Genomic DNA, 14,470 nt, shown 5'->3' with positions numbered 1-14,470 from the left:
GTCATTTGTACTGATATGAACGAAAAGCCAAAGGCCTGGACATAGTCTAAATCTATATCCAGGCCCTTTTTTCATGCCCTACACGGCATCTACATCTTCCAAATACTTTTCAAACTTTTTTCGTTTAATCAGCCTTTTTGTTCCTATCCAAATAACGAATTCACAGTCCGGATTACTGGTGATTTCCCGTAGTTTATTAGTCCCTATTCCAAAATAGGCCGCTGCTTCCTCAATCGTCAGATTGGCCTTTTCCCAAATTGGCACCTCTTTCTTCTCCATCTTTTCATCTCCTTCCAAGGAAAAAGTCAAAAGAAAAGCAGCGGGCGGCGGCTGGCTGGGCCGCTCCGCGAGACTTACTCCCCGAGCTTCTGGCACTTCCCGCAACCTGCGACGGAATAACTACCGCTCGGATCACGGCCAAAGCGACGTATCATGATCAACGAGTATGGGTCATGGCCACCAAGCCGCCACAGCTCGTCTGCACACAGCATCCGGCTCCCCCTTGTCCTCCCTTCCCTATGTGGGATCATGGCCTGGTCTGCCTGTGCGGCTCTCCATACACGCAACGTACCCGCTGCTGAATATGAGGCGCAGTACGCCTGTTTGTCAAGGTGCAATAGGATGCCTTCCTGGAAGACCATTTCGTCTTCACCTCATTCCCCGTTTTCTGCCGGCAGTTTTGCCACAAAAGAACAGCCCCACGCCGCTGGAAGGCGCAGGGCTGTCCCTATTCACTGGTCAAATATTGTGAGATTGTCAAGCATGTCATCCAGATCCTGCTGATTGGGTCCAGTAGGAGCCGTTTGCCCTCCGTGCTGTTCCTGTAGGACCTGCAACTTCATGCTGTCCTTGAGCCTTTCCATCGAGGCGTCGATCATGCGTTGGATCTGTGCAAGGGTCTGCTCGTCCGTTTGCGTGGACTGGACGGCAATCACTATTTTTGTGTTCTCCGCCATCACTTCCGGATGATTTCCGATAAACTCCCAGACTGCCTGGACGATCAGATCGCTCTTGTGGTTCTTCAGCTTCTCAAGAAAGTCTCCAACAGCGATCTTTTCAGCGGTGTCCCTACCCCAGCTGAGAGAAAATCGGTATTTGTCATCCCTGCGCAAAGAACTCCCCTCCGTAATTCTGCGGAGCCATCCGCCGCAGCTGAGCAGTGGCCAGCATCCCGTAGCCGATGGCGTTTGCCTTGGGATCCGTCACAAAGTCCGCATGCGCCACCAGGGGCGATTCTTCCACAAAGGACCTGAACAAAATCGAACCACCCCCAATAAAGATGGCAGGGTTCGCACGCAGATCGACCTGCAGCTCCCGCAGTTTGTCAAGAATATCGCAGGCATAACTGCGTACCTTTGCAAAAATAACGTCGCGCACTTCCTGCGGCAGGATGGTAGGACGGCCCTGGATAATGTCCGCAATGTGATCGTCATCAATCTTAATGTCATACATGGCGCTTACCCGGCTGATGATGTCGTTGGACATGGGGATCACCCCCATCTCCAGGCTGCGGCAAAACTGCAGGTCCGGCGCCGCGTTGCGCAGGAGCATGACGTCCGTGGTGTAGCCGCCGATGTCAATGATAAAGGTGCGCGGAATCTCCTTCAGGCGCCCCGCCTGCGGCACAACAGCGGCGTAGGCCTGGGGATAGACGAACACATACCGGATCAGCAAGCAGATCGGAGCACCGTTGTAAACGAAGTTTACCCTCCCCCGCTTAAAATAGTCCGCAAATCGCTGCCGCAGCGCGTAGTGCTCCGGCGGCAGGCCGACCGCCAGATCCGCCTCGACCATAGGGCTCGTATTTCCGCTCTTCTCCAGTTCCTTGGCGATGGCGAACAGCGTCAGGATCCAGTACCTCTCGTCCTTGGTCTTATCTCGCATATAGGAGATCCGCTGGCCGGACAGCGTCCAGAACTTACCATCGTATTCCAGCATCTCCGTATCTACAGGCGGCCGGATGGGATTGTCGATCAGGCCGGACGGAAACACAAAGTTGACCGTCTTCATGGCCGAATTGCCATGGTCAATGGGAAACAACATGAGGAACCACTCCTTATCTATCTTGGTACTTCATTACACCGGGCAAAATGCGTTTTTGCAACAGAATGCGTAAAAACAGCGGGGCATTCTGCGAATGCCCCGCTGTCCTCTGCTACTCTGGCGCTTTGCCCTGATTCATGCAGAACTCCCAGATATAGTCGTCCAGACCATTGTGGTCCGGGACCCATAGATAAGTACCGAATGTGATGTCCTGTTTCCCCAGTAGAGCCACCAGGTTTCGATATGCGTTTTCTACATGCCAGTTCTTCAGGTAGTCCATATCAAAGCAGGTCATGACATGGCGGACGCCAAGCGGGATCAGATCCCGAAGGGCCGCCTCCAGGTGCTGCAATGAAGTCACACCTGGAATGGCAAGCATAGTCTGTCCTGTAAAGTAATTGACAATGTCAGCCTTCATGTATCCTTCAATGAGCAATATCCTCTCCCGCACCGGGCCAACCAGATGGCACCAGTTCTCACCCATGGCGCCGTCCAACTCGTCTCTGCTGGAAAAGGTCAAAAACTTACCGCCCTTTTTCATCTTGTTGTCAAGGCGGATCTGAAAGCCTTGGATCTTCCCAAGGTAGGTCCCGGGAATTAGGATGCCCCTTCGCCATACGGCCATCGTCCACCGCCCATCTTCGTCCCGGTAGAACCCAGGGACACCGAACAGTGTGTAGCCCTCGTCCAGAAGGGATTGGGCCAGAGCGTGGAAGCCTACGACCGGCGTAGATTTATAGCCCAGACGCTCTATGGCTTCATCGGTCAATCCGCGCCGGAGCAAATTCTCTCGGTGATCCGGCGCAAGAGTCAGCCGGCTGAGAAGCGCCCGGTATACACGATCCCGTTCTTCCAGCGGCGCAAGGCTTGCCTGGGGTTTCATCAGAGGAGGTTGCAGTTTCTTTCTGGATCCGCCACTCCCAGAAGGGATAGGCGAACCTCCATGCAGTCTTGCCGTTATATCCTCCAGCACCTTATCCCGCGGGATGCCCATGTAGTAGGCATATAGATCGAAGACGCCGCCCTGGAATTGTCCGCACTTGGGACACCGATACACATTCCGTTTGAGGTTGATATTCAAATGTTTTTCCCTTGTGCCCGGCCTGTCGCAAAGTGGGCATGGAATGTTATAGGCACTTCTCCCATGCGGCGGCTGCGGGATGGGCAGCAGAGGAAGGATATCGGTCATTTGGTAGCGTAATTCCATGGAACGCTCCTCTCTGTGGGCGGCCATTCAACTGGCCGCCCCCACACTTTCTCAGGCGCTCTGCTCCACGGACTGCTCACAAATGAGCTTTGCGGCTGCCGAGACCTCCGGATCCCCGGTGAATTTGGTCGCCACCCACAGGATAGCACGGGGGTCCTCACGGAGAACCTGTCCCAGCGTTCTGCCCTTGTACTTGCTGATGGGGCAGAGCGTGTTCATGGCTTTTTCCAGCGGATTCGCCGGCTCTGCGGGGGACTGCGGCGCCACCGGTGCAGTCGCCGACGGCATGTCCGCCGACAGCGGAGCCTGTGGTTCGTCCTCCCCGCTCCAGATGATGCCCCCCAACTCGTCCACGGCCGGCGAGTCGAAGGAATCACCGGCCGCGCTGAACTGAAGTCCAAAGCCGGCATTGCGAAGAGCGATCCCAATGGCGGCGGTCTGCGCCCATTCACGCGGAGATACCGTCGGTTTGTCGGCTTGGTAGCCGCGGGATGCGGTCGCCTCCGACAGATACTGTTCGGGCGGGTTTGTGTAGCTGGGATAGACCCTGGCCGTAGCCACAAAGCAGTCCTTGGCGGCGGTAACTGCAACAGACACGCGCCCCTCCGGATATTTGAGCCGGAACCACGCCAACTGCGCCATCACCGGAAGCCGGGAACGCTTCTCCTGGGTGTTGAGGTCGACATACTCCACTGCAAGCGGCGTCGGATCGAACCCTTCCACCGCATTGATCTTCTGGATGGCCGAGAGAGCGGCCTGCTTCCCATCGTTCATGACCTGTTCTCCTCCTTCTTATTCTTCAGGGGCACAAAGGTGTTCCGATACTGCAGCCACGCAGGCAGCAGTGTCGTGATGACCCGGCCAATCTCCTTCTGATAAGCCTCAGGCTCCGCGGGCTGAAAGCCGGTAAACCGCTTCCGATAATCCTGGATCACCCGCTCCAGATTGACCTGAGCAGCATCCCGCTCTTTCTGCGTATCGGGGCCCCGGTTCGGGCCATAGCGCCGCTCTCTGGCCAGGTTCTGAACGTAAGCATCCAGCATCATGTAATGCCCCTGCAAGCAGGGCACTTCTCTGGTGATGGGCGCGCTGCGCAGGTACATCTGGCAGGTTTCCAGAACGCCGATTCGATACAAGATCTCACCGTAGAGCCACAGGTCAGCGGGGCTGATCGGCGGCTGGGCCATCCGCTGGAGCAGTTGCTGCCGGTACCCATAGTAGTTTTCAAGCACCGTAGCCATTGTTCATCCTCCTATTCTTTTGTCAATTCGTTGATCCGCATGGCCAGCATCGTATGCCGGCGCTTGGTGTCCGCGGTCTGGATGGCCCGCACGACGGCATCCCAGTCGCCCACAATGATGACGCGCTTCTTCGCACGGGTTTCCGCCGTGTAGAACAGCGCCCGGTTGAGCATCTTGCCGTGCATGTCCTGAATGTTGATCAGCACAGCGTCGTACTCACTGCCCTGGGATTTATGGATCGTGGTGGCGTAGGCCAGTTCCAGCTGCCGTAGCGCTTCGATGTCCTCGTAGGCGACAACACGGTCATCGCCGAAATCGACCTCCACCAAAAGGCCATCCTCTCCCTGTGTACTGGTGCAGATATATCCGATATCGCCGTTGCTGGCAAAGTCACGGTTTTTCATCTGCATGACCTTATCACCTACACGCAGGACCCGCTGCCCGACTTCAATCTCCGCCTTCCCGGGGACTGCCGGGTTGACTTCGTCATGGAGGGCCGCATTCAGGCTATAGACCCCTGTTTCCGATTTTTTGCGGAATGGGGTCAAAAGTGCCACATTATCCACGCCGAATCTTGCAACTTCCCTTTTGTAAAGCCGCATGAGATACTGCGCCGATTGCACCTCGTCTGCGGAGGCCCAGAACTGGAAATCGTCGCCAAAGTCCAGTTCCGATACACCGTGCCGGATCCGCTGCGCATTTTCCGCCACAAGGCTGCCTTCGCTCTGGCGGAACACCTTGTCCAGGATCACTGCCGGTAGCCGGCCGCTGGCGAGCAGTTCATTGAGCACCGCGCCCGGTCCGACAGATGGGAGCTGGTCAGCATCCCCAACCAGGATCAGCCGGCAGTTAGGCGGCAAGGCGTTGAACAGGCACCATGTAGTCACCATGTCCATCATGCTCACCTCGTCCACCAGTACCAGGTCAGCCTCCAGCAGCTGCAATTCCCGCAATTTGTGAAGTTCTCCTGCCGTCAGATTCAGCGCCTTATGGATGGTGGACGCCGGATACCCGGTGCTTTGCTCCATGCGCCGCGCCGCGCGTCCTGTGGGGGCGCAGCATACCACATCGGAGTCTGGGAATACCTTCTTGTAGATATTCAGGATCGCCCGCTGAATAGATGTCTTTCCAGTGCCGGGTCCTCCCGATATGATGCAGATAGGCGAAGTCAGCGCGGTTCGGATGGCGTGACGCTGCTCCTGTGCAAAGGTGAAGCCCATCTCAGCCTGCTGCCTGTCGATCTCATCGTCCAGGTCGCCCATGTAGGGCATTTTGTCGCGCTTGAGCATATCACAGATCTCGGCTGCCACTTCCTCCTCTGCCCTCGCCATGATCGGGCGATAGACATAGTCGTTGTAGAGGATCAGACGGCCGCTCTGGATCATCTCGAAGGCGCGCTGAGCCACACCCTTCCAGGTCACCTGCGGCGCGTGGAGCAGATTTACCGCCTTTCTCACAAAGGCTTCCTTGTGCATACAAAGATGCCCGTCGTGCTCCGCCAGTTTCAGGGTGTAGAGCAGCCCGGCATCCAGCCGTTCCGGCGCATTTCGCGCTATCCCGTTGGCCTGGGCCAACTGGTCTGCCGTCTCAAAGTCGATCTGGTCGTGCTCAAACACCATGTAGGGAAACTGTGTGAGAAGGGCCGGCGCATCCGATCCCAGCTGCTCCCGCAGCTTGATTGCCTGCGGTGCGCTGATATTGAAGGGTGCCAACATGTTGATGAGTTTTCGGGCGCTCCGTGTCTCCATATATGCCGAGCAAAACTTCTCGCACTTCTTCTTGCTGATGCCAGGCACTTCCGCGATACGCGCAGGGTTTTGATCCAACACCTCCAGCGTCTGCGCTCCGAACGTGTTATAAATCCGCTCCGCAAGGACACTCCCGATCCCGGGAATCATTCCCGAGGAGAGATAGGCCACAATGCTGCGCTTGTCAGAGCCGACGATTTCCTCATAGGACTCCATCTCAAACTGGAGCCCATAGCGGGCGTCCTTTTTCCAGTGCCCGGTCATATCGACTTTCACGCTTGCCACCGTGGGCAGGAAGTGCCCCACCACTTTAATGCTGCTCAGGCGATTGCCCTGCGCGTCCAGCACCTTCTCATTTGGTTTGAACAGAGCGATCATGTAGCTGCCGTCCCGCGCCTCCTCCAACCGTTTGGGATAGAGCAGGCGGCTGAAACTGCATTTCATTTATTTGAGCCTCCTTCTTGCTGGCGGGGCTGCTTGTATGAGAAACCTCTCATTCCATACCCCGGCCCAGCACTCCGATTTTGCTTTCCAGTAATACCGCCAGCTTGTTCTTTGAAATAAAGCGTGGGGAACGATTCCGCCGCTCCCCACGCCTGTCCAAAAATCACAGAGTGGGAATGACGCTCGAAACGGCGAAAACCCGCATGAATACAGGCTTTTTTGCCCGTCCATACTGCTCTTGATACTGGATTGATACTATTTGTGTCCGCCCGGTATTCTCAAGAGAAAAATCCCAAAAGGACAAGCAAAACCGCCCTGCTGAACGACAAATTCAGCAGGGCGGTTTTTTTGCTTGTCTTATTTATTTTTCCGCCAAGGGATATAATATTCGCTTTCCAGGCCATCGTCGCAGGTATGGGGCCAGTTGAGTTTCCATTCAAAATACTCTTCCCTGGTGATCTCCCCGGCGTGTAACTCCTGCTGACGAAAAAGCCATTCCCGCATGAACTCGTCCACAAGGCCATACTGGAAGTACATACCCACGGGAGGGTGTGCGGGCCAGTCATCGCTATCATTGTACCGTACAGCGGTATCATCAGCGGCCCCTGCTCTGCCCGGATTGCGGACAAGTTGGAACAGGCGGATAGCGCCAGGGCTGTCCTCGTCCAGCCAGAAGAATGTCCGCATGAAGTCCTCGGCAGAGCCGGGGGCGATGGTGTAGAAGTTCTGGCGGTCTACCCGCAGCGCCTCGGCCATCTTGTCCAGCAGTTCCCGTTTCGGAACACGGTAATTCGTCTCATACTGGGCGATCCGGTTGTCCGCTCCCTTTTCCTCAAAGCCGATAGCAAGCCCCAATTCCTTTTGTGTCATGCCTCGAAAGGTGCGGATTTTCTTTATCTTGTCTCCGACTGTCATAATATCCCACCGCCTTTGCCAATAGTATAGCGCAAAAAAGCGAAAGATGCAAGATAATCTTTAACAAAAATGCGAAATAAATTCTTGACATTAACACTTATGTTAATGTATAATGAAGATGGTGACATTAACATATTTGCGAAACTAAAATAAGGAGGTGCTGACCATGGAAAAGGAGCTGTTTGTGAGAGCAGAGGAGGTCGCCAGGGAGCTGGGCATTTCCAAGCCCTACGCCTACAAGCTGGTGCGGGAGATGAACGAGGAGCTGAAGAAAAAAGGCTTTCTCACCATTCCCGGACGGGTAAGCAGGCGCTACTTCGAGGAAAAATTCTATGGGCTGCGGGACAGACAATAAGGAGGGAACCACAATGCCGGCATACAAAGACAAGGCAAAGGGCACATGGTATGCGTCCTTTTACTACGAGGACTGGACGGGCAAGAAAGTAAAGAAAATGAAACGGGGCTTTCCCACCAAGCGGGAGGCTCTGGAGTGGGAGCGGACATTCCTGCAACAACAGACCGCCGACCTGGAAATGACCTTTGAAAACTTCGTGGCTGTCTATGTGGCGGACATGAAAGGCCGTATCAAGGAAAACACCTGGGGGACGAAAGAGCATATCCTCTACAAGAAGTTGGTGCCGTACTTCGGCAAGCGGAAGATGTGCGACATTCACTCCAAGGAGGTCATCGCCTGGCAGAATGAAATGCTGGGTTACCGGGACAAGAACGGCAAGCCCTACTCTCCGGTGTACTTAAAAACGCTGCACAATCAGTTGAGCGCCGTGTTCAACCATGCGGTACGGCACTACAATCTAAAGGTCAATCCCGCTGCCCAGGCGGGCAATATGGGAAAGCCAAAGGGACGGGAAATGCTGTTCTGGACAAAGGCGGAGTATCTGAAATTCGCCGAGGCCATGATGGACAAGCCCCTTTCCTATTACGCCTTTGAAATGCTCTACTGGTGCGGCGTCCGGGAGGGGGAGCTGCTGGCCCTCACTCCTGGCGACTTCGACTTTGAGAAACAGACCGTCACCATCTCCAAGTCCTACCAGCGGATTAAGGGCAAGGATGTGATTACCGACCCCAAGACCCCTAAGAGCAACCGGGTCATTCAAATGCCCGCTTTCCTCTGTGAAGAAATGCGAGACTATATCAAGAGCCTGTATGGGGTGAAGCCCACCGACCGCATTTTCACGGTGACAAAATCCTACCTCCACCGGGAGATGGACAGGGGTGCGAAAGAGGCCGGGGTAAAGCGGATCAGAATACACGACCTGAGGCACTCCCACATTTCGCTGCTCATTGACATGGGCTTTACGGCCCTGGCAATCGCTGACCGGGTGGGACATGAAAGCATTGATATTACCTACCGCTACGCCCACCTGTTCCCCACCCGGCAGGCGGAGATGGCGGACAAACTGGACATGGAGCGAAAGGGGGCCTAAATCATGTCAGTGAAAAATCTTGACCGACACAACCGCTGGAGAAACAAAACTGTGGCTTTCCGGGTGTCCCCGGATGAGGACAGGGAAATTGAAACCGCTGTGCGGCTCTCCGGCCTTACCAAACAGGACTACATCACCCGACGGCTGCTGTGCCGGGATGTGGTGGTACAGGGCAACCCCAGGGTGTATAAGGCCCTGCGGAACGAGCTGGCCGCCGTTCTGGAAGAACTGGAGCGTATCGAGGCCGGGAATGGCGTGGATGGGGAGTTGCTGGACACCATCCGGCTGATCGCCGCCATCATGGACGGCATGAGGGAGGATTGATAGATGGATAGATTGCAAGAGAAAACGACTGCCCCATATCCGCCTGTTGGCGCAGACGGGGGACAGTCGCTCTCACAAAAACCTAACCAAAGTATAGCAGAGGGCGTGACAGAACACAAGCCCCCGGAAAGAGATTTGGAGGAAATCCTGCGGCAGATAAGCCGGGTCAATGACCCGGCCTATCTGCCTACCGTGTCTATGAATGACCTCTACGAACAGGTGTACCCCGGCAGACCTCCTGTGGTAGACGGTCTGCTCTATGCGGGGACATATCTCTTTGTGGGCGCTCCCAAGGTGGGCAAGTCCTTTCTCATGGCCCAGCTTGCCTATCATGTGAGTATGGGCCTTTCCCTGTGGGGGTATGAGGTGCGCCAGGGGACAGTCCTCTATCTGGCCCTGGAGGACAACCACCGTCGCTTACAGGAGCGGTTGTACCGGATGTTTGGAGTAGAGAGTACCGGAAACCTGTTCTTTGCCATCGGAGCTAAGCAGCTCGGCGGTGGCCTGGAGGAGCAGCTAAAGGGCTTTGTCCGGGAACACACGGACACCCGGCTTATTATCATCGACACCCTGCAAAAAATCCGGGAGGCCGGGGCAGAGAAGTACAGCTATGCCAACGACTATGAGGTAATCACCAAACTGAAACGGTTTGCCGATATAAGCGGGGTTTGCCTCCTGGTTGTACATCACACCCGCAAGCAGCAGGCCGATGATAAGTTTGATATGATCTCCGGCACCAACGGCTTATTGGGTGCGGCAGACGGGGCCTTTCTGCTCCAAAAGGAGCGGCGGGCAGACAACGCCGCCACCCTGGACATTTCTGGGCGGGATCAGCAAGACCAGCGCCTCTACCTCAAGCGGGACGAGGAACGGCTTGTGTGGGAGCTGGAGCGGCGGGAAACGGAGCTGCGGCAGGAGCCGCCTGACCCGGTGTTGGAGGCTGTTGCCGCCCTGGTAACGGCGGAACGGCCAGAGTGGAGAGGGACGGCCACGGAACTTGTCGCCGCCCTGGGGCTGGATATGAAACCCAATGCCCTGGCTATGCGGCTGAATGTCCGGGCGTGGCGGCTGTCCTATGAGTACCACATCCACTATGAAAGCGCCCGAACCCATGCCGGGCGGAGTATCAAGCTCACGTTGGAGGAACCCCAGGCGTGACGACCGTGACAGCTGTGACAGCTTTTCGGAGTGCGGAGGCGGTGTGTAAAACATCGTCACGGTCGTCACGGCTGTCACGGGGAGCGGGGGCGAAAGTCAAGGGGGGCATACCTGCGGGTGGAGATTGCCGCAAGTCAATACAACCCGTACCCCTTGACTTTCGGCCCACGGAAAACACTTGCCGGGCGGTGGAAAGGCCCCTGGCCTTTCCACCCTGCCCAACGGCGAGTGACAAAGTTTAGGCGGGGTGCAGGGTGCCCTTTTCAAAGGGCGGCCCTGCTGGGGGAGGCAACCGCAGTTGCCGGGGGCAAAGCCCCCACACCACCCCGTAGGGCGCAAATGCGCTTTTGATGGCCGTCAGGCTGTCAAAAGTGCTTTTGCGTTACTTTCGCAGAAAGTAACAAAGGCTCGCCGCTTGCGCGGCGGAAAAGGGAGGAGGGATTGATTTGAAAAGGACAATCAGCGCCATGGTGGGCCAAGGATCGGTGAACCATAACAGTAGAAAATTCCACGCCAAGAACACTGACCCGGAACGCTCCCACTTGAATATAACCTACTGCCAGGAGAATATCAAGGCGGTGTACCATGAACTCTTTGACGAGGCTCTGGAACGGTACAACGCTAAACAAACCAGGGCCGACAGAAGGATAGAGGATTACTATGAGAAGATCCGCTCCGGCAAGCAGGAAAAGCCGTTCCATGAAATCATCCTGCAAGTGGGCAATCGAGATGATATGAGCGCCGACAGCGAGGAGGGACAGCTTGCGGCAGCGGTTTTGGACGAGTACATGAAGGGCTTTCAAGAGCGCAACCCCCAACTCCGGGTGTTCTCTGCCCACCTCCACATGGACGAGGCTACGCCCCATCTGCACATTGACTTTGTACCATTCACCACCGGGAGCAAGCGAGGGCTGGACACGAGGGTATCTTTGAAACAGGCGTTAGCGGCCCAGGGTTTCCAGGGCGGCACCAGAGGGGACACAGAGTGGAGCCAGTGGGTGCGCTCGGAAAAGGAGCAGCTTTCCCTGGTCATGGAGCGCCACGGGATTGAGTGGGAGGACAAAGGCACCCACGACAAGCACTTGTCTGTGCTGGACTACAAGAAAGAGCAGCGGGCAAAGGAGATCGCCGTTCTGGAGACGGTCAAGGCGGAGAAAGAAAACCAGGTGGAGAGCCAGGAACGGCGGCTCAAAGAACTTGCCCCGGCGGTGAAAAATATGGAGCGGTTGGCAGCGGATTTCTCCGCCAATCCGGAGGAGATTTTGCCGGAGCCGGGAACGCTGGAAACAGGCCGGGCCTACCGAGAGAAAAAGGCAAAGCCCCTGCTGGCCCAAATCGTCAAGGTGCTGCGCTCCCTGTATCTGGCCTATGTGGAGCTGCGGGGGAAATTTGAGCGTCTGCAAGGGGACTATGGCCGGGTGAGGGAGAGCAACATCCGCCTGTCTGATCGATTGCAGGAGGTCAAGTTGGAAAACAAGGCCATGCGGCAAGTCTCCGCTGACTATGAGCGGGTCAAAAGGGCCTTTGGCCCAGAACAAGTGGACAGAATATTAGAGGCAGCTTACCAGCAGGAACATGCCGAAAAGGAACGGAAACGGGCCGCAAAGTCAAAAATTCGGATAGACGCACGATAATCACCAAAACCGGAGGGTATTCCAGTGAATACCCTCCGATTTTATTTGTGGAATCGGTAAAATGATTTCTTGTTTTTTAGAGCGTACTATGATATACTGCTATTATCCTGATTTGAGGAGTCTATCAAATATGCGGCAAGGTATTCTTAAATAAAATTTGATAATGGGCGCAAAAATGATTGCCCCTTGCAGGGGCTTGGTTTTTGTACCCAATTTTAAGAATACTTTTGCCTTTTTAGTAAATATCGTGACGGACCGCGGCTTATGTAAGTCGTGTATGTTTCTGTGTGTCCGAAGTCATGATCCCCAGCGGTAAAAGTATTAGCCGCTGGGGATTTTTGCGCCCATTCGGGCCTTGTATGGAGGATAGACATGAACATTATCAATATCGGGATTCTTGCCCATGTAGACGCTGGAAAGACGACCTTGACGGAGAGTCTGCTATATGCCAGTGGAGCCATTTCAGAACCAGGGAGCGTCGAAAAAGGGACAACGAGGACGGACACCTTGTTTTTGGAGCGGCAGCGTGGGATTACCATTCAAGCGGCAGTCACTTCCTTCCAGTGGCACAGATGTAAAGTTAACATTGTGGATACGCCCGGCCACATGGATTTTTTGGCGGAGGTGTACCGCTCTTTGGCTGTTTTAGATGGGGCCATCTTGGTGATCTCCGCGAAAGATGGCGTGCAGGCCCAGACCCGTATTCTGTTCCATGCCCTGCGGAAAATGAACATTCCCACCGTTATCTTTATCAACAAGATCGACCAGGCTGGCGTTGATTTGCAGAGCGTGGTTCAGTCTGTTCGGGATAAGCTCTCCGCCGATATTATCATCAAGCAGACGGTGTCGCTGTCCCCGGAAATAGTCCTGGAGGAAAATACCGACATAGAAGCATGGGATGCGGTCATCGAAAATAACGATGCATTATTGGAAAAGTATATCGCAGGAGAACCAATCAGCCAGGAAAAACTTGCGCGGGAGGAACAGCGGCGGGTTCAAGAAGCCTCCCTGTTTCCGGTCTATCATGGCAGCGCCAAAAAGGGCCTTGGCATTCAACCGTTGATGGATGCGGTGACAGGACTGTTCCAACCGATTGGGGAACAGGGGAGCGCCACCCTATGCGGCAGCGTTTTCAAGGTTGAGTACACCGATTGCGGCCAGCGGCGTGTCTATCTGCGGCTATACAGCGGAACGCTGCGCCTGCGGGATACGGTGGCCCTGGCCGGGAGAGAAAAGCTGAAAATCACAGAGATGCGTATTCCATCCAAAGGGGAAATTGTTCGGACAGACACCGCTTATCCGGGCGAAATTGTTATCCTTCCCAGCGACAGCGTGAGGTTAAACGATGTATTAGGGGATCAAACCCGGCTCCCTCGTAAAAGGTGGCGCGAGGCCCCCCTCCCCATGCTGCGGACGACGATTGCGCCGAAAACGGCAGCGCAAAGAGAACGGCTGCTGGACGCTCTTACGCAACTTGCGGATACTGACCCGCTTTTGCGCTGCGAAGTGGATTCCATCACCCATGAGATCATTCTTTCTTTTTTGGGCCGGGTGCAGTTGGAGGTCGTTTCCGCTTTGCTGTCGGAAAAATACAAGATTGAAACAGTGGTAAAGGAACCCACCGTCATTTATATGGAGCGGCCGCTCAAAGCAGCCAGCCACACCATCCATATCGAGGTGCCGCCCAACCCGTTTTGGGCATCTATCGGACTGTCTGTTACACCACTCCCGCTTGGCTCCGGCGTACAATACGAGAGCCGGGTTTCGCTGGGATACTTGAACCAGAGTTTTCAAAACGCTGTCAGGGATGGTATCCGTTACGGGCTGGAGCAGGGCTTGTTCGGCTGGAACGTAACGGACTGTAAGATTTGCTTTGAATACGGGCTTTATTACAGTCCAGTCAGCACGCCGGCGGACTTCCGCTCATTGGCCCCGATTGTATTGGAACAGGCATTGAAGGAATCGGGGACGCAGCTGCTGGAACCTTATCTCTCCTTCACCCTCTATGCGCCCCAGGAATACCTTTCCAGGGCTTATCATGATGCACCGAAATACTGTGCCACCATCGAAACGGCCCAGGTAAAAAAGGATGAAGTTGTCTTTACTGGCGAGATTCCCGCCCGCTGTATACAGGCATACCGTACTGATCTGGCCTTTTACACCAACGGGCAGAGCGTATGCCTTACAGAGCTAAAAGGGTATCAGGCCGCTGTCGGCCAGCCGGTCATCCAGCCCCGCCGTCCAAACAACCGCCTGGACAAGGTGCGCCATATGTTTCAGAAGGTAATGTAAAGATACATAATCGTCAAGA

At 55.2% G+C, this 14,470-nt stretch carries 14 protein-coding genes; 6 read left to right on the top strand and 8 right to left on the bottom strand.

The window, feature by feature from the left end; genetic code table 11:
* Positions 1-78: 78 nt before the first annotated feature.
* From B5F19_RS00965 to B5F19_RS00925, 8 genes are all read right to left on the bottom strand, one after another.
* Positions 79-279 (bottom strand): excisionase, encoded by a 201-nt coding sequence (locus B5F19_RS00965; protein ID WP_087286661.1) that lies wholly within the window; start codon positions 277-279, stop codon positions 79-81.
* A gap of 452 nt (positions 280-731) precedes the next feature.
* A complete protein-coding gene (locus B5F19_RS00955; protein WP_087286655.1) occupies positions 732-1,112 on the bottom strand; it encodes a hypothetical protein in 381 nt (126 codons plus the stop codon).
* Positions 1,099-2,043, bottom strand: a complete 945-nt coding sequence (locus B5F19_RS00950; protein ID WP_087286652.1) for a ParM/StbA family protein — start codon at positions 2,041-2,043, stop codon at positions 1,099-1,101. The genes B5F19_RS00955 and B5F19_RS00950 overlap by 14 nt, the downstream gene beginning before the upstream one ends.
* A gap of 112 nt (positions 2,044-2,155) precedes the next feature.
* A complete protein-coding gene (locus B5F19_RS00945) occupies positions 2,156-3,250 on the bottom strand; it encodes a DUF3854 domain-containing protein (protein ID WP_087286649.1) in 1,095 nt (364 codons plus the stop codon).
* A gap of 51 nt (positions 3,251-3,301) precedes the next feature.
* Positions 3,302-4,024 carry a hypothetical protein gene (locus B5F19_RS00940; RefSeq protein ID WP_087286646.1) on the bottom strand — a complete coding sequence of 241 codons (723 nt, stop codon included), beginning with the start codon at positions 4,022-4,024 and terminating at the stop codon, positions 3,302-3,304.
* Complete coding sequence (locus B5F19_RS00935; protein WP_087286643.1) at positions 4,021-4,491, bottom strand: hypothetical protein; 471 nt, start codon at positions 4,489-4,491, stop codon at positions 4,021-4,023. The genes B5F19_RS00940 and B5F19_RS00935 overlap by 4 nt, the downstream gene beginning before the upstream one ends.
* An 11-nt stretch (positions 4,492-4,502) precedes the next feature.
* Positions 4,503-6,683: an ATP-dependent RecD-like DNA helicase gene (locus B5F19_RS00930; protein WP_087286640.1), complete on the bottom strand. Its 2,181-nt coding sequence runs from the start codon at positions 6,681-6,683 to the stop codon at positions 4,503-4,505.
* Between the two features lie 357 nt (positions 6,684-7,040).
* On the bottom strand, positions 7,041-7,598 hold the full coding sequence (locus tag B5F19_RS00925; RefSeq protein ID WP_004010378.1) for a helix-turn-helix transcriptional regulator: 558 nt from the start codon (positions 7,596-7,598) through the stop codon (positions 7,041-7,043).
* Positions 7,599-7,764: 166 nt separating this feature from the next.
* On the opposite strand from B5F19_RS00925, the gene B5F19_RS00920 reads away from it, so the two are divergent.
* From B5F19_RS00920 to tet(W), 6 genes are all read left to right on the top strand, one after another.
* Positions 7,765-7,953 (top strand): hypothetical protein, encoded by a 189-nt coding sequence (locus B5F19_RS00920; RefSeq protein ID WP_004010379.1) that lies wholly within the window; start codon positions 7,765-7,767, stop codon positions 7,951-7,953.
* A 13-nt stretch (positions 7,954-7,966) separates the two neighbouring features.
* Positions 7,967-9,043: a site-specific integrase gene (locus B5F19_RS00915; protein WP_004010380.1), complete on the top strand. Its 1,077-nt coding sequence runs from the start codon at positions 7,967-7,969 to the stop codon at positions 9,041-9,043.
* A gap of 3 nt (positions 9,044-9,046) precedes the next feature.
* Complete coding sequence (locus tag B5F19_RS00910) at positions 9,047-9,367, top strand: hypothetical protein (protein WP_004010381.1); 321 nt, start codon at positions 9,047-9,049, stop codon at positions 9,365-9,367.
* A 3-nt stretch (positions 9,368-9,370) separates the two neighbouring features.
* Positions 9,371-10,525, top strand: a complete 1,155-nt coding sequence (locus B5F19_RS00905) for a helicase RepA family protein (protein ID WP_031474225.1) — start codon at positions 9,371-9,373, stop codon at positions 10,523-10,525.
* A gap of 446 nt (positions 10,526-10,971) precedes the next feature.
* Positions 10,972-12,159 (top strand): plasmid recombination protein, encoded by a 1,188-nt coding sequence (locus tag B5F19_RS00900; protein WP_228275371.1) that lies wholly within the window; start codon positions 10,972-10,974, stop codon positions 12,157-12,159.
* Between the two features lie 372 nt (positions 12,160-12,531).
* Positions 12,532-14,451 (top strand): tetracycline resistance ribosomal protection protein Tet(W), encoded by a 1,920-nt coding sequence (tet(W), locus tag B5F19_RS00895; RefSeq protein WP_031474227.1) that lies wholly within the window; start codon positions 12,532-12,534, stop codon positions 14,449-14,451.
* Positions 14,452-14,470 lie beyond the last annotated feature (19 nt).

Source organism: Pseudoflavonifractor sp. An184, from assembly GCF_002160305.1.
GTDB classification, from domain to species: Bacteria; Bacillota; Clostridia; order Oscillospirales; family Oscillospiraceae; genus Lawsonibacter; species Lawsonibacter pullicola.
Note: the sequence above shows the minus strand (reverse complement) of the source record. Positions and strands in the feature narration are given on the sequence as shown.